The organism is Gammaproteobacteria bacterium (genome assembly GCA_021648145.1).
Classification (GTDB): Bacteria; Pseudomonadota; Gammaproteobacteria; order JAADGQ01; family JAADGQ01; genus S141-38.
Genome location: JAKITI010000007.1, coordinates 65,747 through 89,878 on the forward strand (window position 1 = coordinate 65,747; position 24,132 = coordinate 89,878).

Annotated in this window: 25 protein-coding genes; 17 read left to right on the top strand and 8 right to left on the bottom strand. The window is 41.7% G+C overall.

The genetic code is table 11. The features are described 5' to 3' along the window. Positions 1-125 precede the first annotated feature (125 nt). Positions 126-1,307 carry a discoidin domain-containing protein gene (locus L3J70_06050; protein MCF6235922.1) on the top strand — a complete coding sequence of 394 codons (1,182 nt, stop codon included), beginning with the start codon at positions 126-128 and terminating at the stop codon, positions 1,305-1,307. 91 nt (positions 1,308-1,398) lie between these two features. Here the strand turns inward: L3J70_06050 and L3J70_06055 are convergent, their stop codons facing one another. Genes L3J70_06055 through L3J70_06070 form a run of 4 tightly spaced genes read right to left on the bottom strand, consistent with a single transcriptional unit; the run spans position 1,399 to position 5,360 of the window. Then, positions 1,399-2,685: a DNA recombination protein RmuC gene (locus L3J70_06055; GenBank protein ID MCF6235923.1), complete on the bottom strand. Its 1,287-nt coding sequence runs from the start codon at positions 2,683-2,685 to the stop codon at positions 1,399-1,401. After that, on the bottom strand, positions 2,676-3,323 hold the full coding sequence (locus tag L3J70_06060; protein ID MCF6235924.1) for an HAD-IA family hydrolase: 648 nt from the start codon (positions 3,321-3,323) through the stop codon (positions 2,676-2,678). Before L3J70_06060 ends, L3J70_06055 begins: the two co-directional genes overlap by 10 nt. Beyond that, positions 3,320-4,030 (bottom strand): bifunctional 2-polyprenyl-6-hydroxyphenol methylase/3-demethylubiquinol 3-O-methyltransferase UbiG, encoded by a 711-nt coding sequence (ubiG, locus tag L3J70_06065; GenBank protein ID MCF6235925.1) that lies wholly within the window; start codon positions 4,028-4,030, stop codon positions 3,320-3,322. The genes L3J70_06060 and ubiG overlap by 4 nt, the downstream gene beginning before the upstream one ends. Positions 4,031-4,043: 13 nt before the next feature. Beyond that, positions 4,044-5,360, bottom strand: coding sequence for a TRZ/ATZ family hydrolase (locus L3J70_06070; GenBank protein ID MCF6235926.1), 1,317 nt, complete (start codon positions 5,358-5,360; stop codon positions 4,044-4,046). A gap of 178 nt (positions 5,361-5,538) precedes the next feature. Between L3J70_06070 and L3J70_06075 the strand changes: the two genes are divergently transcribed. From L3J70_06075 to L3J70_06095, 5 genes are all read left to right on the top strand, one after another. Then, positions 5,539-6,639 (top strand): hypothetical protein, encoded by a 1,101-nt coding sequence (locus tag L3J70_06075; GenBank protein MCF6235927.1) that lies wholly within the window; start codon positions 5,539-5,541, stop codon positions 6,637-6,639. A 96-nt stretch (positions 6,640-6,735) separates the two neighbouring features. Then, entirely contained in the window at positions 6,736-7,419 is a 684-nt protein-coding gene (locus L3J70_06080) for a response regulator transcription factor (protein ID MCF6235928.1), read from the top strand. Positions 7,420-7,428: 9 nt separating this feature from the next. Continuing rightward, positions 7,429-8,808, top strand: a complete 1,380-nt coding sequence (locus L3J70_06085; protein ID MCF6235929.1) for an ATP-binding protein — start codon at positions 7,429-7,431, stop codon at positions 8,806-8,808. A gap of 21 nt (positions 8,809-8,829) precedes the next feature. Continuing rightward, the gene (locus L3J70_06090; protein MCF6235930.1) at positions 8,830-11,340 is read left to right on the top strand and encodes a proprotein convertase P-domain-containing protein; all 2,511 of its coding nucleotides are present in this window, start codon (positions 8,830-8,832) and stop codon (positions 11,338-11,340) included. Between the two features lie 28 nt (positions 11,341-11,368). Beyond that, a complete protein-coding gene (locus L3J70_06095) occupies positions 11,369-12,067 on the top strand; it encodes an SIMPL domain-containing protein (protein MCF6235931.1) in 699 nt (232 codons plus the stop codon). Positions 12,068-12,103: 36 nt separating this feature from the next. Here the strand turns inward: L3J70_06095 and L3J70_06100 are convergent, their stop codons facing one another. From L3J70_06100 to L3J70_06110, 3 genes are all read right to left on the bottom strand, one after another. Then, positions 12,104-13,408: an N-acetylmuramoyl-L-alanine amidase gene (locus L3J70_06100; protein MCF6235932.1), complete on the bottom strand. Its 1,305-nt coding sequence runs from the start codon at positions 13,406-13,408 to the stop codon at positions 12,104-12,106. Between the two features lie 161 nt (positions 13,409-13,569). Further along, positions 13,570-13,995, bottom strand: coding sequence for a tRNA (adenosine(37)-N6)-threonylcarbamoyltransferase complex ATPase subunit type 1 TsaE (gene tsaE / locus L3J70_06105; protein MCF6235933.1), 426 nt, complete (start codon positions 13,993-13,995; stop codon positions 13,570-13,572). A gap of 117 nt (positions 13,996-14,112) precedes the next feature. After that, a complete protein-coding gene (locus tag L3J70_06110; protein ID MCF6235934.1) occupies positions 14,113-16,983 on the bottom strand; it encodes an AAA family ATPase in 2,871 nt (956 codons plus the stop codon). A 213-nt stretch (positions 16,984-17,196) separates the two neighbouring features. Here L3J70_06110 and smpB point away from each other — a divergent pair, with 213 nt between their 5' ends. Genes smpB through L3J70_06125 form a run of 3 tightly spaced genes read left to right on the top strand, consistent with a single transcriptional unit; the run spans position 17,197 to position 18,397 of the window. After that, positions 17,197-17,676 (top strand): SsrA-binding protein SmpB, encoded by a 480-nt coding sequence (smpB, locus tag L3J70_06115; GenBank protein ID MCF6235935.1) that lies wholly within the window; start codon positions 17,197-17,199, stop codon positions 17,674-17,676. A 9-nt stretch (positions 17,677-17,685) separates the two neighbouring features. Beyond that, positions 17,686-18,126 carry a type II toxin-antitoxin system RatA family toxin gene (locus tag L3J70_06120; GenBank protein ID MCF6235936.1) on the top strand — a complete coding sequence of 147 codons (441 nt, stop codon included), beginning with the start codon at positions 17,686-17,688 and terminating at the stop codon, positions 18,124-18,126. Continuing rightward, positions 18,110-18,397, top strand: coding sequence for an RnfH family protein (locus tag L3J70_06125; protein MCF6235937.1), 288 nt, complete (start codon positions 18,110-18,112; stop codon positions 18,395-18,397). The genes L3J70_06120 and L3J70_06125 overlap by 17 nt, the downstream gene beginning before the upstream one ends. Positions 18,398-18,399: 2 nt before the next feature. Here the strand turns inward: L3J70_06125 and L3J70_06130 are convergent, their stop codons facing one another. Next, on the bottom strand, positions 18,400-18,708 hold the full coding sequence (locus L3J70_06130; GenBank protein ID MCF6235938.1) for an outer membrane protein assembly factor BamE: 309 nt from the start codon (positions 18,706-18,708) through the stop codon (positions 18,400-18,402). Between the two features lie 138 nt (positions 18,709-18,846). Between L3J70_06130 and fur the strand changes: the two genes are divergently transcribed. From fur to acpS, 8 genes are all read left to right on the top strand, one after another. Further along, entirely contained in the window at positions 18,847-19,266 is a 420-nt protein-coding gene (fur, locus tag L3J70_06135) for a ferric iron uptake transcriptional regulator (protein ID MCF6235939.1), read from the top strand. A 107-nt stretch (positions 19,267-19,373) separates the two neighbouring features. Next, a complete protein-coding gene (locus L3J70_06140) occupies positions 19,374-20,105 on the top strand; it encodes a hypothetical protein (protein ID MCF6235940.1) in 732 nt (243 codons plus the stop codon). Then, positions 20,102-21,232 carry a hypothetical protein gene (locus L3J70_06145; protein MCF6235941.1) on the top strand — a complete coding sequence of 377 codons (1,131 nt, stop codon included), beginning with the start codon at positions 20,102-20,104 and terminating at the stop codon, positions 21,230-21,232. The genes L3J70_06140 and L3J70_06145 overlap by 4 nt, the downstream gene beginning before the upstream one ends. 63 nt (positions 21,233-21,295) lie before the next feature. Further along, positions 21,296-21,832: an ATP/GTP-binding protein gene (locus L3J70_06150; GenBank protein ID MCF6235942.1), complete on the top strand. Its 537-nt coding sequence runs from the start codon at positions 21,296-21,298 to the stop codon at positions 21,830-21,832. Then, on the top strand, positions 21,832-22,467 hold the full coding sequence (locus tag L3J70_06155) for a hypothetical protein (GenBank protein ID MCF6235943.1): 636 nt from the start codon (positions 21,832-21,834) through the stop codon (positions 22,465-22,467). The genes L3J70_06150 and L3J70_06155 overlap by 1 nt, the downstream gene beginning before the upstream one ends. A 55-nt stretch (positions 22,468-22,522) precedes the next feature. Beyond that, on the top strand, positions 22,523-22,885 hold the full coding sequence (locus L3J70_06160; GenBank protein MCF6235944.1) for a roadblock/LC7 domain-containing protein: 363 nt from the start codon (positions 22,523-22,525) through the stop codon (positions 22,883-22,885). 96 nt (positions 22,886-22,981) lie between these two features. Beyond that, positions 22,982-23,725: a pyridoxine 5'-phosphate synthase gene (gene pdxJ, locus L3J70_06165; GenBank protein MCF6235945.1), complete on the top strand. Its 744-nt coding sequence runs from the start codon at positions 22,982-22,984 to the stop codon at positions 23,723-23,725. A gap of 38 nt (positions 23,726-23,763) precedes the next feature. Beyond that, entirely contained in the window at positions 23,764-24,105 is a 342-nt protein-coding gene (gene acpS, locus L3J70_06170; protein MCF6235946.1) for a holo-ACP synthase, read from the top strand. The last annotated feature ends 27 nt before the right edge of the window (positions 24,106-24,132 follow it).

Sequence of the window (24,132 nt, forward strand, 5' to 3'; positions counted from 1 at the left end):
TAATCTGATATAAATTTTGCTGTGAGCAACCAAAGGTTGTGTGATAACAGTCACTAAGTCCTCGGCTCTATAGTGAGACTATCTTTCACTTCATCTCATATATTAAAAATCTGGAAATCATTAATATGCAGTGCTTCCGCTCATTTCATGCCTTTGCAACCCTTACCCTATTAACTTTTTTACTTTTCGTCACAGGTTGTGGTGGTAACAGCGACCCACAAAGCAGTGACGATACGGACAGCTCAATTGTAAAAATCAATTACGATGCAGAATCAGCGAGCTGGTGGCTACATTACAGTTCCGATGAGCCTGTGCTCTGTGCGATTAATCTAGGTCAAACAAGCTCAGAGGGATTTAGCCAGCTGCAATCCATGGATATGACACGCCCGGTGAGGGAACATAGCCTTGAACTCACCCTTGTGGCCGATATGCGCTACCGAGCTATGCTGACCACCTTTGATACAACAAACAACGTACAACGCTCTCAAATTTTTCATTTCACCACAACCCGCAACCAAAATGGTGATCTGAACCTCATTGAAGAGACAGTTACTCAACTAACAACTGTTGACGATTTAAGCAATGCCGCTGAGATCTGGCAGATTACTCCCAATAGCTCAGAGGTCAGCTCCAATAGTGCAACCATTCAGTTCGAAACAGATATACCAACACTTGTAAGTACAGCCTATGGTAAATCGACAAACTTCGGACTATCGGAGCGCATGGCCGGTGGCATGGCCACAACAGAGCACATGCTTCAACTCATGGCACTTTCTGCTGAGATGGCCTATCACTACAATATCATCGTGATTGATGAGTCTGGCGAGTTGTATCAATCAGAAAATCTTACATTTACGACCGAACAAAACATCATTCCAAACAGTAGTTTGGGCGATAATATTGCACTGAAATCATTAGGCGCAAGCATCTCAAGCGTAAGCAGTAACTGGAGTAACGGTGATAACGACAGCAGCTTTGGTGCTAATAACGCCATTGACGACGACCCTAACACCGAGTGGTCATCCAACGATGAGGGAAACAACGCGACCATAGAAATTACGCTGGATAAAGCATACGCTATTACCGGAATCGGCTTCTGGACAAGAACAATGGGCAGCAGTGCCCAAATCACACAGTTCGAAGTATTGACCACAGATGGCACTTCACTCGGTATATTCGACCTGCCTAATGCCACTCAACTCCATAAATTCGATATTTCAGAAACTATGCAGAAAACATTGAAATTCAGCGTGATAAGCAGCAATGGGGGTAACACTGGGGCTAGAAGTATTGAGATTTATCAGTAAATACTGAGATAAGGAATAAGTATGGAGTAATTTATAAAATTATTCTGTGATCGTTCTGTAGAAAATTGGGTGGCTGAGTGACGCTCAGCGCTTACCTGATTTTTTCGGTAGTAGATCTAACGCTTGTTTCAATGCAATCTGGCTGCTCAACCTCTTTGCTTGTTCTAATACCTAGCTTTGTGAATTTTTGTGCGGCTGGGGTAATCTGGCGTTCAAATGATCCGATGGCTTTGTTGTAGTGCTCTACGGTATTTTCGAGATTGTTACCGAGTTTTCCTAAGTGTTCTGAAAATGTGGCAAGGCGTTTGTACAGGTCTTCACCGAGGTCACGAATGGTTTCTGCATTGTCGGCCAGTGTTTGTTGTCGCCAGCCATAAGCGATGGTGCGCAGCAGTGCGACGAAGCTGGTCGGGGTGGCGAGAATCACTTTTTTGATGAGTGCTTTTTCTAACAGGTCTCGGTCGAACTCCAGTGCGGCACTTAAAAATGGATCGCCAGGGATAAACAACACGACAAAATCTGGGCTATTTTTGAATTGTTTCCAGTAGTTTTTACTGGCCAGTTCGTTAACACGGCGATTGACATTTCGCGCATGTTTTTCTAGGTACTTGTTACGTGTTTGATCATCAGGGGCTTCAATGGCGCTGAGGTAAGCATCCAGCGGTGTTTTAACATCGACAATAATTTCACGAGACCCAGGAATGCGTATGATCATATCGGGGCGAAAAGCACCTTCAGGTGTTGTTGTATGCTCTTGTTCATAGAAATCACAAAATTCAACCATGCCTGAAAGTTCGGCAAGGCGTTTCAGGGTTAATTCACCCCATTGACCACGCACCTCTGGCCTGCGCATGGCTTGACTTAAATTGTGTGTCTCAGTATGGAGCATCTGCTGAGTTTGCTGCATTGAATCGAGGTATTGACTCAGTGAGCCATAGGCTTCTTTGCGGTCCTGTTCAACACGTTGAATTTGCTGATCTGTTTTGTTGAGCGCTTCTTTGATCGGATCAAGCATCGCTTTAATGGAGTGTTCTTTTTGAGCGAGGTCACTTTGGGATTGTATGTGGAGTTGCTTCAGGTTTTCGTTGGCCAGTTTGAGAAACTGCTCATTATTTTGATTGAGCGCCCTTGTGGAGAGCATTGAAAAGGTATCTCTGAGCTGCTTTTGCATGGTGTGGGTGTCGGCACGTTTTTCTAATGCATTTTGTCGTTCAAGTTCCAGAGTGGTTCTGAGCTTTGTATTTTCTTCACGCAGTTCGCTTTGTTGGCGCAGCGCCCAGAAATAGGTGAATGTCCATGCGGTCATTGCGGAGAGTAGGGCGGTGATTGCAAATAGTATATAGAGTATGTTTTCAGTAAATATCAGTTTTAAATCCACTGCAAAATATCCTGTGGATGGTGAATCAGCCCATCGGCTTGCCAGCTTTGTGGATAATCATTGTCACTAATATAGCCAAACAGTGCGGCCAATGTTGTCATACCTGCACGATTACCGGCTTCAATATCTCGCTCGGCATCTCCGACGTAAAGGCACTTTTCAGGGGGTTGGCTGGCCAAACGGCTGGCATGGAAAAGTGGTTCGGGATGGGGTTTTCTCATTGAAGTTGTATCACCGCTGACAATGCAGGCGGCTCGATCAGACAGCCCAAGCTGATCCATGAGCGGGTCGGTTAAAAATGCGGGTTTATTGGTGACTACACCCCAGGTTTTTCCTTGTTGCTCGATATGATCCAGCAGTGAATTCATGCCGTTAAAAAGGCTGGTTTCACGCGTAATATTGTTGGCATAAATTTCAATGAGCCTCTGACTGAGTATTTGATGGTTTTCTGTTTCACCAAAGCCAAGTTTAATCAAAGCACCTGTGCCGTTGGATGCTGCAACGCGAATTTTTTCAAAAGGACATAGGGCTTTGCCTTGTTCTTTCAATACAGTATTCAGAGCATAAGCCAGGTCGGGCGCTGTATCAGCTAGTGTGCCATCCAGATCAAACAGAATGGTTTCTATTTTTGAACTCATTTAGGGCGAACCACATGAACCAGATAGTTGACGCTGAGATCCTGATTAAGTTTATAGCTCTGAGTCAGAGGGTTGTAGCTCATGCCTGTTATTTTTTTGAGTTCCAGACCAGCTTCTCGAATCCACTCTTCCAGTTCTGATGGACGAATGAATTTCTGATAGTCGTGTGTGCCCTTGGGGAGCATTTTCAGAATGTATTCTGCGCCGAGAATGGCAAAGAGGTAGGATTTTGCATTTCGATTGAGTGTAGAAAAGAAAAGATTTCCACCTGGTTTAACCAGCTTGGCGCAGGATTTAATGACCGAAGAAGGGTCGGGTACGTGCTCCAGCATCTCCATGCAGGTGATAACATCAAAAGTTGATGGTTGTTTTGTAGATAGAGTTTCTACTGAAGTTTGTTGGTAATTAACTTTTGCACCGGATTCAAGCAAGTGAAGTTCTGCAACAGAGAGTGCGGCTGTTGCCATGTCGATCCCCGTTACTTCTGCGCCACGAAAAGCCATGCTTTCAGAGAGTATGCCGCCGCCACAGCCAACGTCCAGCACCTCTTTTCCTGCAATGCTCGCGTGTTCGTCGATATAGTTTAAGCGAAGTGGATTAATGTCATGCAGGGGTTTGAATTCACTGGTGGAATCCCACCAACGTGATGCTAAGGCATTAAATTTTCCAACTTCTTGAGGGTCAACATTTTGAAGGATTTCAGTCATGGTGAATTACCTATCATTCTTCGGCAATACAAGTTTGCCAGCGCAGAGTTTTTTGTTTGATCTTCTGTTCATCTAATGTGGTGAGCATACCACTTTTTAACAAGTGCTGGCCTGCAACCCAGACATCCGTAACATTATGCCGGCCGCTGGTATAAACGATTTGTGATATTGGGTGATACATCGGCTGGCTTTCTAATGAACCAAGATTCACGGCGGTGATATCGGCTGCTTTTCCTGCTTTAAATGAACCTGTTTTATCATCAATTCCTAATGCTTTAGCACCCCCCAGTGTGGCTATTTTGAGGGCATCTTCTGCTGGTAAAGCACTAGCATCGTTGGCGACTGCTTTGGCAAGAAGTGCGGCACTGCGCATCTCTCCAAACATATCAAGGTCGTTATTGCTGGCTGCGCCATCGGTGCCTAATGCAACGTTTCCACCCGCCCGCATGATTTTATGAACGGGGCAAAAGCCACTGGCGAGTTTTAAATTCGATTCAGGGCAATGTACAACGTGTACGCCTGCTTTAGTTATTTGTGAAATTTCATCATCATTCAGGTGAGTCATATGAACGGCAATTAAACGGGGAGATATCAAACCCAGACGAGTCAGCCGCTCTAGTGGCCGCTCTTTATATTTTTCAATGCTTTGGCTGATTTCATCAGAAGTTTCATGAAGGTGAATATGTACCGGAATATCGAGCTGCTCAGCCAGTGTATTGATCTGTTGTAGCGGTTCATCGGAAACCGTATAGGGCGCATGAGGTGCAAATGTAGTGGTGATGCGGGGGTGGTGACGATAACGCTCATGCACTTCCAGACCTTTGCTGATGTATTCATCGGCACCACTCGCCCACACCGTTGGAAAGTCAATAATGATCATACCAACAACGGCTCGTATGCCACTTTTATCTGCAATACGCGCCGCAACGTCTGGAAAAAAATACATATCACTAAAAGTGGTTGTGCCGCCGCGTATCATTTCGGCGATTGCAAGCTCAGTACCGTCCTGAACAAAATCACTGTTAACCCACTTTCCTTCAGCGGGCCAGATGTGATCGTTCAGCCACTCCATCAAAGGCAAATCGTCAGATAACCCCCTGAACAGACTCATTGCCGCATGAGTATGAGTATTGATCAGGCCGGGAATCAGTGCATGTTCTGTGAGATTTTGTACGTTGTGGCCTAGATATTTTTCTTTGGCTTGGTCTGTAGGCAAGAGTTCCAGAATATGTCCTTCATGAATGGCAAGGCTGTAATTTTCATGAACAATGTTTTCAGGCTCAACGGGAATAATCCAGCGGGCGTGGATGAGAGCATCTATATTTTGCATCTGTTTTTATTTTCAAGTGCGATTAGTGATAAATGAGCGAATTATACTGTTTATGGTGTGGCTGCGTATATGAAAATCCATAGAGTATTAAGCAATATGAGTGCATTGCCGATTTATTGAGTGGATAAGAGTTTTTTGATGCTGACTGCCCCATCTATGTTCAATCCAGGTAAACGATATGATCTATATTTTTAATCTTGTTAAAACAAACTGCTGTTACCTGTTTCTGTTATTGCTCACCCCGTTGGCCATCTGCTTTCCTCAATGGGCAAACAGCGGAGCACTGTTTGATCTTAATTTTGAAGGTGTTGCTGGTGCTGATTTTCTCAAAGGTGGTTACGCGAACTCTGGACAACCTTTTGTGTGCCCTGATGCAAGTAATCCAGACTGTAATATTGGAACCTTTCCTGACCCTGATACGACGACTTTTTTACATGAGCGAATTGGCGGCTATTGGCATCTTGTGATTGGCGACCCTAGTGAGGGTTTTGTGCAGGAGACCTATACACCGATAAAAAACACGTTCTTATCGGATAGCGGCGGTCGTGAACCTGTTTTTTTTACGTTTAGTGGCAATCTGGAGCAATGGAGCGGGAATGGTTGGGATCCTTTAGAGTTTAACAATAAAACCTTTGGCCCTGATAATGTCAGCTTTTCTGGTAACGGTACGGGTAATCCTACAAAAGTTATTATGCGTCAGGTGCTTGGGTCTGGCTCTTTAGCTGCGACAAGCGATCGAGTTCGTGAATGGAGTTGTGATGCGGGTCAGTTCTGCCAAGAGTTTTTAAAATCAGACTTTGATTTCAAACCCGTCATCACTCAGCAGTTTGATTCAGATGAAACGACCTCTTTTTTTAAAGTAGATATGAGTGCGATAGATTACAATACGATGGGCACAACAGGGATCATTACCAACACTCTTGCTATCACTGATCCTGATATGCCTGATAGTGATCAAGTGAACCCTTTTGGATCTAACCTTATCGCTCCTGATAGCAGCACCTTTGATATGGCTGTCGATTCCGAGCGTTCAAATGCCAATGCGGGTCGTTACACTTATACTGCGGGTATAGGGTGGTATAACGATGGTGATGGTGATGGTTTTCGTGCCTTTGATCCTGGGCAGTACGATTATGAGGATATAGGCATTAATGCCGATCAGATGGAGATGGAGTGGGGCGTGTTCTTCGATCCCAGTCAAAACAGTTATGGTGGTAATGAAATCAAATGTGCTGTTGAAAATCTTGACCCGTGTAATTTTCCTGCTATCAACTACTAATTCCCTTAACGCGATAGATGCTTTATGGCGCTGCTGCGTATATGAAAATCCATATAGTATTGTTATGGTGTCGCTATGTTTCAAAGGGATTAACCGATGCGTGTATTAGTAATTGAAGATGAAGCCCCATTGCGAGAACAATTGACTGAGCGATTAACGAGCCAGGGTTTTGCTGTAGATTGTGCTGATAATGGTGTGGATGGTCTGTTTTTGGGGCAAGAGCACCCTTATGATGTCATGGTGATTGACTTGGGGTTGCCGGGAATGCTTGGAATTGATGTGATTAAAACATTGCGTTCAGAAGGCAATATGTGCCCAATATTGATTTTAACTGCGCGTGGGCGCTGGAACGAAAAAGTGGATGGCCTGGAAGCGGGGGCGGATGATTATATGGTGAAGCCTTTTCATATTGAAGAGTTACTGGCACGCCTTAACGTTCTGGCACGGCGAGCCGCGGGTTGGGCGCAGTCTGTATTGCAATGTGAGGTCATTGCATTGAACACAAGTACTCAGGTAGTCACTGTGAGTGACGAAGCGGTAGAACTGACATCTTATGAATATAAACTGCTGGAGTATTTAATGTTACATGCGGGCGAAGTAATTTCAAAAACTAACCTGACGGAACATTTGTATGATCAGGATTTTGATCGTGATAGCAATGTCATTGAAGTGTTTATTCGACGTTTAAGAAATAAGCTCGATCCTGATAAAAAATTACAGCCTATCGAAACATTACGTGGACGCGGATATCGTTTTACGCTGGCACGCTTACCAACTTAACTTGAAATTATGCGCTTATTCCAATCAATCAGTGGTCGTTTATTGCTTGCTGGAAGTCTGGTTTTGACGGCGTTTTTGGGGGTGACCGGCCTGATACTGGACCGGCTATTTTGTCATAGTATTGAAGCAGGTATTCAGCAGCGCTTGAAAACAACAGCGTATTTACTGATGTCTGCGGCAGAGCTAGGGGGAAAGCAAGGGGTTCGTTTACCTGAGGTACTGCCAGAAGCACGTTTTTCAACTTTGAAATCAGGTTTATATGCACAAGTTGCAAATAATGCGGGCAATGGTTTATGGCGCTCGCCATCCATGAGTTCCTTGAATATCTCTTTTCATAAGGATTTGGCTCCATTAGAGCAACGTTTTAAACGATCAGTGGCATCAAATGGCCAAGAGCTTTTTATTTTTAGTTTTGGTTTGACTTTACGGAATAATGCTGGGCCTGAAAAACAGTATACATTCAGTGTTGCAGAGAGTTTGGATAGTTATAAAAAACAAGTGGCTGCATTTCGTCAAAATCTAGCCATATCACTGGGGAGTGTTGCATTGTTGCTGCTCGTTACGCAGTGGTTAGTTTTACGTTGGGGTTTGGTTCCTTTGCGTCGTGCAGCAGATGGTTTGGTCGCAATAGAAACGGGGGAACAAACGCAGCTTCAGGGTAAATACCCCAAAGAGTTAAGAGGGTTAACGAATAATATTAACGCACTGATTCTTAGCGAAAGAGAACATATAACACGTTACCGAGATGCACTGGGTGATTTGGCTCACAGCATGAAAACACCTTTGGCTGTTTTGCAGGGTTATATGGAAGAGTCTGAAAAACATGACTCAAAAAACTCATTATTAAGTGAAGCAAAAGAACAAGTGGTGCGGATGACGCAAATTGTCGAGTATCAACTGCAACGTGCTGCAACATCGGGGCGTATTGCACTGGCCAAGCCCGTTCTTTTGAAACCATTAGTTAAAAAAGTGATTGGAGCACTCAATAAAGTCTACTCAGAAAAGTCAGTAGAAACCATGTTAGATTTTGATGATACGGTGATTTACCATGGTGATGAAGGTGATTTGATGGAAATTACCGGAAATTTATTGGATAACGCGTTTAAATGGTGTAACAGTCGTGTTGATGTGAGTGTTAAACGGGAGATAGCTGAAAATGGCACCATTGCTGGGATACAAATAAGAATATGGGACGATGGGCCAGGCATTCCAGTGGAGCAGATGGAAAAAGTATTGCAACGTGGAACACGTGCTGATGTAGGAATAGAGGGACACGGTATTGGGCTTGCGATTGTGGATACGATTGCTCAGCTTTATGGTGGACGAGTCAAGATTGAGGCGGGGCCACTTGGTGGTGCCATGATTTCAGTCTATTTAGAAGGTGCATAAATAAAAAAACAGGGGATAACAATGACAAAATCAACCCAAACTTACACATACCATGCGGGCGAAAAGCTCATGCTCAAAAAAAAGCCCGATCAAATGGTGGTGCGTGCGTTACCCGATGTACTGGAAAAGGCTGGAATTCACTCATTAGAACGAGTCTCTTCGGCCTCATCTCGCGTGAGTGGTATTGCGCATGAAAAGCTTGATCAATTAATGGTGCGTGCGCGGGGTTTGGCGGTGACTCACCACGCTTATGAAGTTGATGATAGTAGCAAGAGTGATTTTCTTATAACCGATCGTATATTCGTGACATTTATACCCAGTGCAACGCTGGAGTTAATTAGTGCATTAGCAGGAAAGTATGGACTGATAACAAAAGCACGTTACAGTGGGCACGAATTTTTATATCAGCTCACCAATGCAACAGGTATGAACCCTGTGAAATTAATTGTTAAGCTGACTGAGGATGAGCCTTTAGTAGAACGTGCTGAACATGACTTGAATCTGTTAGCCAAGACTCAGGCACTCTCTTTGCCGACTGATCCTTCTTATTATCGTCAATGGCATCTTCATACTGATTTTGTTCATGATGATTTTGATTCGATCTCTTCAAGTCGCTGCCAATCTGCCTGGCAGTTATTGGAAGGGTATGGCAGCGCTGATGTGGTGGTTGGAGTCACCGATGATGGTTGCCAGCTTGATCATATTGATTTTGACTCGGGGCAAAAATTTTCAGGTTGGGGTTACTTTCAAGGTGATAGTCTTATTACAAACAGTGCTGTAGGGGCTGATCCTGCTGAAATGTACCAGCTGGGTTCCAATCATGGAACTTCTGTTGCGGGTGTGGTTGCTGCTGAGCTTGATGCGCAATTAACTGTAGGCGCTGCACCAGGTTGCAAGCTGTTTCCTGTTAAATGGGAGTCTGATGGCCCAAACCTCTATATTTCAACAGGAAAATTTTATACAGCATTACGCTATCTCGCTGATAAAGTCGATGTTCTTTCAAACTCATGGGGAGTAACGCCTTCAAGTTATTGGCCCAGTTATGTGACGACATATATTGAAGCCTTGGCTAAAGATGGAGGGCGACGCGGCAAGGGGATTGTCTTTTTGTGGGCGGCGGGTAATGAAAATTGTCCGATCAATTACGAAAGTAATCTTGATATACCTTATTCTGATGGCTGGAGTTCTGGGGCTAATGGTTGGTACTGGAGCGGTGTTCGTACTTCCCGAAAGTTTACAAACGATCTGGTAGGGTTGGATGGGGTGATGCATATCGCTGCATTATCTAGTACGGGAAAACGCAGCCATTATTCAAATTATGGCAGAGGAATTTCACTGTGCGCGCCTAGTAGTAACGTCCATTCGTACTCTCGCCTTGAAGTTGATGGTTTAGGTATTACAACGGCAACAGGACCTTCAGCGGGTTCATCATCTCCCGTCACGCAAAGTTTCGGTGGCACTTCCAGTGCAGCACCTCTTGTTGCAGGTATTGCTGCTTTAGTGATCTCTGCGAATCCTGAACTGAGTGGACAAGCAGTGATATCACTGCTCAAACGTACGGCTTCAAAGCAGTTAAACATGTCGGGTTATCCAAGAACGCCCGCAGCAAGTTACGACCCTGATCCTGATTGGGATATTTCACCTGTCGCACCATTTGATCAAGGAGACTTTCAGGAAATTGAAGGTGAAGAGGGAAGCTGGAGTCCGTGGTTTGGCCATGGAAATGTTGATGCGTTTAAAGCAGTGCAAGCTGCGATAGGGAAATCTCAAAGCACAGCTAAAACTGATGATTACCTATTTGAATCATCACCCAATAAAAATATTCCTGATGAAAACATGATCGGTATTCAAGATACGATTGATGTGAATAAAAGTGGTCGCCTGGAAGGCGTTCAGGTGAGTTTGGATATTACTCATACCTGGGTGGGTGACCTGGAAGTACGATTAACAGCACCTGATGGCAATAGCGTACTATTGCATAATAGAACGGGCTCTAATCAACAAAATATTCAGCAAAGTTATGACTTTAATAATCATGCTGCTTTGGCCTCTTTCAAAGGAAGCACAATCAATGGGCGTTGGGTTTTGCAAGTAAGAGATCTGGCAGGGCAGGATGTGGGTCAGTTAAATCAGTGGGGCTTACAATTTCAAATAGCTACTTTAGCTGTATTTAAAGAAGATAATAATTCAGAAAAAATTCCTGATAATCAGCCGGAAGGAATTACTAAAATAATTAAATTTGATGAAAAAATCATGATAAAGGCTATAAGAGTTGCTGTTGATATCACTCATCCGTGGGTTGGTGATTTGGTTGTTAAATTAATTGCACCAACTCAAGATGAATTTATTTTACATAATCGCAGTGGCCGTAGTCAGGATAATTTGAGGCATGAGTGGAGTGCTGAAAACTATGCTGAGTTTGGCCTTATGGTTGGGCAAGAAGCGAAAGGAGAGTGGCTGTTAAATGTTTCTGATCATGCTGGGCGTGATATTGGAAAGCTGAACCGATGGAGCATTACTGTTTCAGGTTGAATTTGTCAGATATTTAAAGGGGAAAGTTATGTCAAAAATAGTTTTAACAGGTTTGGTTGTCTCACTGTTTTTAGCTCAGGCAACATGGGCTGACTCTGAGAAGTTGCATTACAATCAGGTCAACTTGTCAGCAACGGCCTCAGATGAGATTAAAAATGATATTTTGGTTGCAATGCTTTACGCACAAGAAGAGGGACGTTACCCCAATAATCTTGCAGATCGAGTCAATGAAAAGATTAGTAAGGCTGTTGAGAAAGCTAAACAACAGGCCGAAATAAAAGTTCAAACGCTGGCTTATCGTACAAATCCTTATTATAAAAAACAGAAAATTGCAGGCTGGCGAGTGCGCCAATCGATTCGATTGGAAAGTAAAAATTTCAGCCAGTTAAGTCAGTTGATTGGCGATCTTCAAGAGAGTTTGGCTTTGGAGCAGGTGAGCTATCAAGTGTCGTTAGAGAGGCGGGCGGAAGCAGAAAATCGAGTGATTACAAAAGCAATTACAGCATTTAAGGAAAGGGCTGGCATTATTAGTCAGCAGTTGGGTTTTGTGAGTTATAAATTGATTGATGTCAATGTGAATACATCGGGAGGGTATCCTGTTATGCAGGGGCGAATGAGTAGTGAAATGTATGCGAAGGATGGTTTAAGGCAGATGGCAGCGCCGACACTTGAAGGTGGAACTCAAACAATACAAGTTAATATTAATGGGCGTGTCGAGTTACAATAAAAAACCCTGAAAGTGATCGTGCTTGCAGGATTTAGGTTATATTTGATACGGAATTTTTAGAACCTGTCCGGCTTTCAATGTTGCATTGAGTGAGAGATTGTTGGCTTTAAGTAAACGGCTTAAAGTCACATTGTAGTGATTGGCAATGAGTGTCAGAGTTTCCCCTTTTGTGGTGGTGTGCCTATTAGATGCCAGCCAGCTACCTGGTGGTGAATTTTGTGAAAAATAGCTATAAATGCCTGATGACATTGTTTTGGCAATCGTTTTTTGGTATCTCTTTGTGCGTAATTTACGTTCGTCACCAGGGTTGGATATGAATGCTGTTTCAACCAAAAGAGAGGGGATATTAGGTGATTTGAGTACAGCAAAACCTGCATGCTCCAGTTTAGGTTTGTGTAGTTTTATTTTTCCACTTTTCTTGAAATGTTTCAAAATAACATTGCCAGCCTCAATACTGCTTCTCAGAGTTGCCGTTTGGGATAAGTCGAGTAAAACAGTTCTTAACAGGGTATTGTCACTCTCTTCAATCACACCAGCAATTAAATCTGAGTTGTTTTCATTGTTGGCTATTAAGCGTGCCATTTCACTACTGGCACCCTCTTTGGATAGAACGTAGATTGAAGCACCATGTACACTTGAGGCTTTAAATGCATCTGCATGAATCGAAATAAACATATCAGCCTTGGCTTCATGTGCTTTGGCAATGCGGTCACGCAGAGCTACATAGTAGTCTCCGTCACGAATCATTAATGCTTTCATCCCTTTTTTGTTATTAATTAATGTGGCTAATTCGTTAGCAATTTTAAAGACAACATCCTTCTCTTTTGTCTTTTTAAAGCCAATCGCACCAGGGTCTTCTCCACCATGTCCAGCATCAATAGCAATGACAACATCTCGTAATTTTTTGTTAGTAATTGTGTTTTTAACGGTTTTTATTTTCTTTTTAATTCCTGCCTGAACCAGATCTACAACAAGTCTGTAACCATTATTCTTGTATGGCTTTAAAATAAAGCTTTTAGCTTCAATTTTTGAGTTTAAGTCTAAAACAATACGATAATCAGTTTTATTTCTGACCGCAACGCGCATTCCTGATAGTGGGCTGTCATTAAAACTGGAAATTATAGGGTTTTTTGGTGCTGAAGCATTGATTATATCTATAACCAGGCGCTCGGGTTTGCTTAGTGTGAATAGTCGATGCTCAATATTTTTATTGATATCAAAAACAATGCGAGTTTTATTGGGCGCGTTCCACATACGCACATCATTAATAGTCGCAGGACTTGCCGCATAAATTTGTGTACAAAAAAAACAGCTAATAAAAGTGAGTATAAGTGATCGCATACCTGACTATTCCGAAACGGCTAGTATTTAATAAAGTATTGTGTCGGCAAAAGATAAAAATTTATTAATATTTAACAAGATAGGGTGTCTGATTAAATATTTCATCAAATATTTTTTGCGGCTATTTTAAAAATAGCCTCTATTTTAGCAAAAGTGCAATCTTAATGGTGGGTTATTTTTTTAATAATATTTTCAGCTATTAAGGACTGAGGTATTAAAGTCACTTCGCGTTTTATATTTTTATAGCAAATTTTGACTATTAAATCAGGGGAAGGAAGGTGTGGTTTGCCCTTGTCGGGCCACTCGATAAGTGTCACCGTCTGCTGTGAGAAGTAATCTCTAATTCCCATAAATTCCAGCTCTTCGGGGTCACCGAGTCGGTACAAATCAAAATGGTGAATTGTTAAATTATTAAAAGGGTAAGACTCTACGATTGAATAAGTGGGGCTTTTAACTGTACCTTGATGCCCCATTGATTGAATAAAACCTCGGGAAAATGTTGTTTTTCCTGTGCCAAGCTCTCCTTTAAGGTAGATGATAGTTCCACCAGAGCATCGTTTGGCTAACTCTGCTCCGAGTACCTGCATGGCCGTTTCACTTTTTATGATGAGTTTTTTCACAAGAGAGATTGGTGAGATGAGTGGGTACGTGAAAACAAGATGCCATAGAGCACTCTATTTTTTAAGTGTTTATTTCTAAAATATTTATTTGAGCTGGTATGTGATTCGTGTAATAAATAGACCTGGTTGGGTCTTTTCTACTTCGAATGTAATAAGGCCTGATACAAATTCAAAGTGATCACTATTAATGTTTTTTACAGTAACAACAAATTCACTTGTACCTTTTGATATATTATTGTTTGTATTCCATGCAATCTCTTTTATAGCAATTTGTCGAGCATCTGTTGTTTTAAAAAGGTCAATATAGTCGGCCTCAATGCCATTGCGGTCAGCTTCGGTTGCGCCATCAAACCCAGTCGCGTCTATTGAAAATAACTTCATGAATTGAGTGATTTCACCCTGCTCATAGGCCGTTGTAAAATTACTGATTAAGTTAATCAAGTCAACTCTTTTAATGTTATTAGATGTTGTAGCCTTTTTGGTACTTTCATCTGAATAAAGAGTTGCCAGGGGCAATTTTTCTTCTGAAGTAGCAGGTGGTGGTTCTGTTGCTACACTGGGCTCTGGTATCTCTTCTACTGTCTCGGGGATAATTTCTTTTTGTGGTAAAAGTGTAGCTATGGTTTCTGATTGATCTTCAGCAAACTCCTGTACATTTGAAATTTCTGTGTTTTCCAGCCATGGATCATTACCTGATAATGACGAATCGTTATATTGTTCTTCAGTCGTATTTTTTGTCGATGTTGTTTCTACAGTCTCTTTAATAGTGCCCTCTATTTTGTCGTGAGCACTATTTTTTGTATCAAAAATTATTGCTTTGTTTGATAGTTGATTGGTGGTAGGTTCTGTTCCGGCAATAGCGTGCTCGTCTTTATGAGTGCTAAATTGTGTTTTGTAAATACCAATACCAATCGCTGTCGCTATAACTCCAATAATCAAATATTTTGTATACACGCCTGACTTGTTATTGTCAGGTTTTTTGAATACGGGTCTGACAATCTCTGAAGGGTCTATAGTCTCTTCACTAAGAATTTTATAGGCTTCCTCTATGCGATCAGATTTAGCATCACTTTTTTGTTTTGTTTTTGCAGTGAGGCATGTTAATTCCTCCGTCTCTTTTGTTAGAGCCGTGTATGCCTTTTCTATACGAAATATGTATTCTGGTCTGTTTTTATGTTCGGTTTTCTGGTGGCTTAAAAATGCTTTAAGATGTTGGTAATTGCTTTTTATTTCATGAATAGATGCATCATTCTGTAAGCCAAGAGTTCTATAATGATTGCCGCCAGGTTTAAGTAAAACTTCCCATATATAAAAATTAATTGCTGTTTGTAAATTTTTTCGGGAAATTCCTTGCAGTGATTGAGGGAGTGCTGCTTCAATCGTATTGTCATCTGCTGTTGCAAGTTCTAATAACTGTCCTGCATGATCTGGAGGAGGTTTACTCGGGTCTGTTAACTGTTCAAAGTGTTTGGGGGATAGTTGAAAGGCTAAAACAAGTTTCAGAAGTTTTTTTTCAATTTTTTTCTTGGGTAATGGTTGGGGTTTATCGCTTTTAAATTGAGGTTTTGAGGGCGAGCGTCGCTCTTTACCACCATCAATAACACGAAGCTTGGCTCTACTGATGGGTGCTGCTTCATTTGTGTTGAATGATGGTTGTGCAGAGTGAGCCATTGCAACAGCAACACAGCTTTCCAATTCTTCAGCTTTCAGGGAAGCGATGGCTTCTTGCTCAGATTGATCTGTACTCAGGATCTCTTCTTCTATGGAAAATTCTTCTTGTAAAATGGATTCCTTTTTATCTTTATCTTCCAAAGTATTCTGCTCTTGGGACATCTGAGCAAACATTTCTGAATCAGAAGGTGTATTTATAACTGAATCTTGCGTGCTAATCTGCTCATCAAAATTGTCTTTGCTTTCAATAAGTGAAGGTGTTTCCTCTTCAGTATAAATACTTTCGGCTTGTGTACTTTCTTTAGGAGTAGAAGTAATGACTTCTATATTATGGTTTTCTAGTGGTGCGTCTACCTTATTCGTTTGTATCGTTTCAGTGGTGTTACCGTCTATTTCATACGGTACAGTAATAGCTCCATTATGATCTGTTTCATCAATTTTTATATTTTCAGACTTGTGTTGTGAAGCAGGTGTTTCCTGTTGAGATTCATTAATGACAACCTGAACAATCTCTTTCGAAATTTCTGTTTGTTCTTCAAGATAACCATAAAGAAGCAGCTTTTCACAAAATTTATTGATGCGGCGTGGAATACCTTCAGTATGTTCGTGGATGCAGAAAATAGCATCATATGAAAAGTGTGGATTACCCTGCCAGTTGGCATGTAATAGGCGACTTTCAATATAAGCCTGTGTCTCTTGAAGAGTAAATGACACCAGATGATAATTTGCGACGACACGCTGTGTAATTTGAGTGAACTCTTGGGTACCCAACATTTGTCGGAATTGCTCTTGCCCCAAGAGAATTGTTTGTAATAGTGTTTTTGCACCTAATCTCAGGTTAGCGAGTAAGCGCAGCTCTTCAAATGCGCAGAGGGTTAAGTTTTGGGCTTCATCAATAACAAGTAGTGTACGTTTTCGTTCACGGATACAGGCCAGAAAAAAGTTTTTAAGTAATTTTAAAACTTCTGATTTGGATTGGCCTTCAGATTTGAGGCCAAATGAATCTGCTACAGCACACAATAAATCATCCGCAGCAAGGTGTGTGCTGGGTAGGTGGGCGACAACAACCGTTGTGTTGTTGGCAAGTTCTTTAAGTAAAACGCGTGCGAGTGTTGTTTTGCCTGTACCTGGTGCGCCTGTAATAACAACAAACCCCGTGCTTTGGCTAATGCCATAGCGTAGATGCGCCATCGCCAATTCATGACCTCGGCGTGTAAATATAAAGTCAGGATCAGGGTTTGAACCAAATGGTTTTGTGCTTAAGCGATAGAATGATTCGTACATACTGTGCCTTCCGTATCCCAAAACAGAGAAATAGATGCTATTAGAAGCTGATCTGAAAGATCGTTAATATTAAGCTGGATCATATAGTGTATATCTTCATAGTAAGCCTTTATACTGGCGATTGCACATACTATTGTGCCGTTTTGTGAGCTAATACCGAAAATTTATCTGGTTGAATTATAATTCATTTTTTTATATTAATTTTTTAAGAATATGGCAAAAAAAAATTCTAAAAACAAAATCAGCGATAATACGATTGTGTTAAATAAAAAAGCACGTCATGATTATTTTATTGAAGATCAATATGAGGCCGGTCTTGTTCTGGAAGGGTGGGAAGTTAAAAGTCTTCGTTCGAAAAAGGTGCAGATAAAAGAGAGTTATGTGATGTTGAAAAATCATGAAGCATGGCTGCTTGGAGCGCATATCACTCCGTTACCAACAGCATCCACGCATATCCATCCTGCCCCAGTACGAGCGCGAAAATTACTATTTAACGGAAAAGAGCTGGGGAAACTTGCTGGCTTGGTTGAGCGTAAAGGGTATACGCTAGTCGCTTTGGCAATGTATTGGAAACAGGGGAGAGCCAAGCTGAAAGTGGGTTTGGCCAAAGGAAAAAAAGATTATGATAAACGTGCTGTCGAACGGGATAATGATTGGAAGCGGCAAAAAGCACGTCTACTTAAAGGTGGGTAAGGAGGGGGAATGACAACAATTAAGAAAAGCGCATTAGTCTCTTACTCTGCTGCTCAAATGTTTGAATTGGTGGATGATGTTGAAGCTTATTCTGAATTTCTTCCTTGGTGTTCAAAGTCGACAGTATTGAGCCGAAATAATGATGAGGTTCGAGCTTCATTGGAACTTTCCAAAGGAGGGTTGAAAAAAACATTTACAACATGCAACCGAATCCAAAAAAATAAGATGATTGAAATTCGTTTGGAAGAAGGGCCATTTCACCATTTAGAAGGTTTTTGGCGGTTTGAAGCATTAGAAGGAGCCGCGTGTAAAGTCTCTTATGACATGGAGTTTGAACTTTCGGGAAAACTATTGAGTTTGACCATGGGGCCTGTATTCAGTCAAGTGGCAGAAAGCTTGGTGGACTCTTTTTGCCAAAGAGCGAAAGATATTTATGATGAGTGTCAATAAAGTGATCGTCGAAATTGCTTACGCTCGTTCTGACGAGCAGGTTATTATTCCTTTGAACGTCACTCCTGGTGTCATCGTTGAGGCTGCAATTTTGGAGTCAGGGATTCTGAAGCGCTTTCCTGAAATTGATCTGTTGAATTGTAAAGTGGGTATTTTTGGTAAACTTAGTAAACTAGATAAGGTATTGAATGATGGGGATCGGGTCGAAATTTACCGCCCCCTTATTGCTGACCCTAAAGCGGCTCGTAAAAAGAAAGCGAATAGCTCTTAAAATTATTTGTTATTTATAATCTGGGAAAGGGTGTCGTCTTTAAATAAAAGTGAAAGGTGTTTTATTTCTGACTTTGAACCATCACCAAGTTGCAAGCTATAGATATAGTTCCAGCTATTGTTGCTAAACGCGCTTGTAACAAGAGGCTCTCCAAGGATAAATTTTATCTGCTTTTTATCCATGCCGAGTGTGAGCTTTTTGACGAGTTCGGCATCAATAATATTACCTTGCTGGATATCCACTTTATGTATTGAACATCCTGAGATAAGCAAAATTGAAGAAATTAATATGGCTGTAAATGTTTTTTTCATATTTATATCTTTATAGATAATATTTTCGGTGTATTCTAAATTTTGTAATAGTATACAAAATTCAGAACTTCAAAGTTAATAATATTTCTATTGATTGAGAATTGGATTAAATTTTTCGTAAGCTGAGATGATTGTTGAATGGCTGATAATGTAGAACTAAAAAAAGCGGGTCTTAAGGTGACGCTACCAAGAGTAAAAATACTTGAAATATTGGAGCGTAATTCTACAAGCCATATGAGTGCTGAAAGCATTTATAGGGAGTTAATGAGCGAACAGGAAGAGATTGGTTTGGCAACAATCTACCGAGTGTTGTCTCAGTTTGAAAGTGCGGGTCTGGTTATTAGGCACCACTTTGAAGGTGGAATTTCAGTTTATGAACTGGATGATGGGAAGCACCATGATCATATTGTTTGTGTGAAGTGTGGAAAAATAGATGAGTTTTTTGATGATGTAATTGAGCAACGACAACGCGAAATTGCTAAAAAATCAGGCTATATTGTGACTGATCACTGTTTAAATATTTATGGAATATGCCAAGAATGTAACAAAACAACTTAAAAATATTAATATATTTAATGTGTTGGGTCGATAATTAAAGCAGGATGCGACTTTACGAAAGTGAAAGGGTGCTTTTGTTATGAAAATTATGGAAAATATAGTAGTCGATGGATAGTGTATTGTTGATTCAAAAAGAGACATCCGGTCGAGCATTGGGGAGCAATGCCTTAATCGAACCGGCCTTCCTTTCAAACTTGAGCATCATTGAGGGTGACCGAGCGTTAGGTGAGCGGGTTTCAAACCATCTGGCGCGCAAAATTGTTCGACGGATTGCTGATCTGGAGAGCCATACTCAGCGAATTATTATTTATTCAAAATTTCAAAATCCAGACGCGGTCTATGGAGCGTTGTTAGACCTATTTATCGCACTTGGGGATAAGGGGTTTTTGATACGGCAAAGAATGTTGAATATGGTTGCCGAAGTTATTGGCTGTGCTCGTTATTCACAACTTCTTGGCGTATTGGATCGGGGAATAACGACTGATGAGTTATTGCCATGCACGCCTTATTCTATGTTAAGTGGTAGTTTTGTAGGAGCCAGTCGGCTTGTATATAAGTGCTCAATGGATGACATGGATATCAGGTCACCTCTGGAGGAAGCACGGGATCTTGTTGATTCAGGGATGATTGATGAAGGGAGGAAGCTTCTAGAGTCAAGTTTGTTGCTGGATCGTGGTAATGAAGCTCTTAATATAGAGTTGTTGGAAATTTACCGACATACAGAAGATGCAAATGCATTTAACAGAATGTTCGTTAAATTAGGCCGAAAACCATTGGCGGCGGTTGAAGAGTGGAATCGCTTGAACGAACTTTTTGAAAAAAGTGAGGTGTCAACTTGACTTCACCGACTAAAATGGTTGCATTTGGCGTTGATCAGCGCTCACGTGAAATGCTTCGAATGGTTTTTGCCGGCCCTGGAAATGGTATGTATGAGTTGGCCGAAGAATCTGTTGCAACGGCTGCCATTATTAATATGGATAGTTTGGGGGCTGAAGAGTTATTGATCAAGTATCGAAAACGTCACCCATCACTGCCTACGATTTTGATTGCAATAAAACGCCCTGAACTAGAGCAACAAGGTGACTCCGAGTTTATTTTTGTACAAAAGCCAATGCGTGTTGATCGGCTGATTAAAGCACTTGCCTGTTTGCCGGTTAGTGAGCCTAAGTCTCCTCAGCCTCCACCCGCTACTTTATCGTCAGTAAAAGTCAAACAAGCAACAAGAGAAACACAGCGTTTAAAAAGAACGCGTAATGCAACTAAAATGCTGGAATCAATGGAAAGAAGCAGCACAACTCAAGAAATTGATTCTTACGAAGAAAATAGAGAAGAGTCGATATATTTTGATGCTTCGGATCTACTGTTAGGGTATTTACTTCAAGCACGCAATCAAGCATTTTCCAGTAATCAGCCTGTTAGAATTGAAGACCAGCTGGTGGGTGGAGTTAAGCCTATTACTTTATTGCCAAAAAGTGCCGAAGTTGTAACCAGTATGACGGATGATGAACTGAAGTCCTTGTGCTTTGTTAAGCTGGATAACGCGGTCAATATTCGGCCTTTTACGACAGAGCAATCAGACGCTATAGACCCAAGTGCTGAAAAACAGTCGCTGGAATCTTTTATCTGGAAAGTTGCGATATGGACATCAAATGGCCGTGTGCCGGAAGGTACTCAGGTCGCAGCACACACATCATTAAAACAATGGCCTAATTTTACACGCCTCATGATGACACCTAATGCATTACGTATTTCCGCATTGTGGAATGATAGGCCGTACTCGCCTTTATTGGTTGCTAAAGTGCTTAAAGTCCCGGTTCAGCATGTTTTTTCTTTTTATACAGCCGCTCATTCGATTGGTTTGATCAACACTGCGGTACAGAAGAGTTCGACCTCAGTGGATGTTAAAAAACATAAACATCGCAGTTTATTTAAGCGGATTTTAAGTCACATTAAAAGGTCGGGTTAATAACTCGAATATGGGGCGTAATATCATTGAAAGTGATGGTAAATAAAAAAGTTTGGGTATCAGATGAGCAACTATAAAATAATATTCACAGGCCCAGTCGGTGCGGGTAAAAGTACTGCAATCGCAGCTTTGAGTGATGTTCCTCCTGTGACGACAGATGAACAGGCCAGTGATATGACAAAAGAGCTGAAACCAACCACCACAGTCGCGATGGATTATGGTGTGATGAAGCTTGGTGGAGATGAGTGTATTCATCTCTATGGTACGCCCGGCCAGGAAAGATTCAATTTTATGTGGGATATTCTTAGCGAAGGAGGGTTGGGATTGGTGTTATTGCTTAATAATGCACGTAATGACCCTTTTTTGGATTTGCACTTTTTCATGAACTCATTCAAAGGCTTTATTGAGCAGACAAAGGTTGTCATTGGTGTGACCCAGGTGGATTTGGCATCACATCCGCGAATTGATGATTATCATACTGAGTTGCAGAAAATGAATTTAAATGTTCCGGTATTTTCTGTTGATGCGCGTCAACGTGATGACGTTTCAATTATGGTGCAGGCACTGCTTTATTCACTAGATCCTGGGCTGGGGGGGTAATGTCAAACTATCAAATCGCCGAAAACCGATATGTTACGCCAACTCCGGCAGGCGCATACTATGCAGTGTCCAGTCAATCAGAGGATATTGCGCGTAAGTTATTACTTCACTTGTTAGCTCAAAGTAGTACTCAGCTGTTTGATTTGGATGAGCTGCATTCGTGGGGCTTTAATGATGAGCATAGCGATGATGTTTTAGATCTTATACACCGAATGCAAAATCTGGGTTGGATACAAGGGAGTATAGCATCAAAGAAAGCTCCATTAGGCACGATTGAAGAAGAGCTTCCTCATTTGCTGGAAGCCCTCACGATTAATGGAAAAGCACTACTTGCAGATGGTGATGGTTTTTATCTTGCAACACATGGTTTTCCCCATGAAGCTGCCGAGGAAATTTCAGCACTGAGTGCTGATTTATCAAAACTGCACGATCGTCACGAAGGGTTGTTGAAAAACAACTTGAGTATTACAGTATCTGCATGGGGTGTGATTGATGCTGCAGGTAATAGCCAATTAGGGTTTTGGCCTATTTATATTGGCTCAAGCCACTTTGTGCTGGTTTTGTCGGGTTTGCCTAACTTAAATCAGTCTGCTTTCGTTGATTTGGTTTGGTTGTTAGGAAGGCGTTATTCATAAGTAGCCAAGTAAAATTATTTTACAACACTGAAATGATTCAAGGAGTATAGAAACAATGCGTGAAGAAATGATTTCGTCAATTCTCAGCGATTTAAATGGAACTTCAGCCGATATTGAGGCTTCAGCTGTTATTTCTACTGATGGTTTAATGATTGCCGCACTGTTGCCGAGTGGCATGGATGAAGATCGTGTTGGCGCAATGTCGGCCGCCATGCTCTCTTTAGGTGATCGAACGGCTCAAGAGTTAGCCCGGGGGAGTCTGGAACAAGTTATGATAAAGGGTAATCAAGGCTATGTTTTGATGACTCACTCTGGAGAAGATGCTGTTCTATCTGTACTTGCTAAACCGAATGCCAGATTAGGTCTGATTTTTCTTGACGTAAAAAGAGCCGCCGAGAATATTACTAAATTACTTTAACAGCTAAAAAGCCTTTCCCTCGCTACGGCTCCTATTCTCGGGCAGGCTCCTAGTCTATAATAAGCTAATCTGATTTATTGATTAGCGGAGTTTGGTGTGGATGCAGTTCAGCCTATATTGTTAGGTGTTAATATTGATCATGTTGCAACATTGCGTGAAGCTCGGGGGACACGATACCCAGACCCTGTACAGGCAGCAATAGAGGCCGAGCAAGCGGGTGCAGACGTTATTACTCTACACTTGCGTGAAGATCGTCGTCATATTCAAGAGCGTGATGTAGAAATATTTAAAGAAATTTTACAAACACGAATGAACCTTGAAATGGCAGTGACGAATGAAATGCTTGCCATTGCTGAACGTATTCAACCTGAGGACTGCTGCCTTGTTCCTGAAAGTCGTGAAGAGCTTACGACTGAAGGTGGTCTGGACGTATTAGGGCAAACATCACGCATCGCCGATGCGTGCTGTAAATTACAAGCAGCAGGTGTGCGGGTATCCCTTTTTATTGATGCAGATCTTGATCAAATTGATGCCGCAGCAAATGTGGGCGCACCGGTGATTGAAATTCATACGGGGCACTTTGCTGATGCAAATAATCCACAAAAACGTCGCCAAGAGCTTGAACGTATCACTAAAGCGGTAGAACATGGAAAAAAAATGGGCTTGCACGTCAATGCAGGCCACGGTTTGAACTATCATAATGTGACCCAGATTGCAGCGTTATCTGATATTGTTGAATTAAATATTGGTCATGCAATTATTGCACGTGCTCTGTTTGTTGGGCTTTCTTGTGCGGTTAAAGAGATGAAGCAGCTCATGTATCTGGCGCGGAGTCTGTGATTTATGGGGTCGGCACCGATATTGTGTATGTTCCTCGTATGGAGAAAATATTCAAGCGTTTTGGCAGGAAATTTTCTCAACGTATATTGACACCGAATGAGCTTTTAAATATGGAGCAGACGGCACAACCTGCAAGGTTTTTAGCGAAGCGTTTTGCTGCTAAAGAAGCTTCAGCCAAGGCTTTTGGTACAGGTTTTAGGGATGGGCTTTCTTTACCTCATATAGGTGTTTCAAATAATAAAAATGGTAAACCATTGCTTGAATTTTTCGGGCAGGCAGAGCAGTTTATGATTAATTATAAAATTAGTAATACACAATTAAGTCTTTCTGATGATGGCGATTATGCCATTGCATTTGTAATTTTTTATAGCTCACCTTGACACTTCCCACCTCGACTCTATTACAAT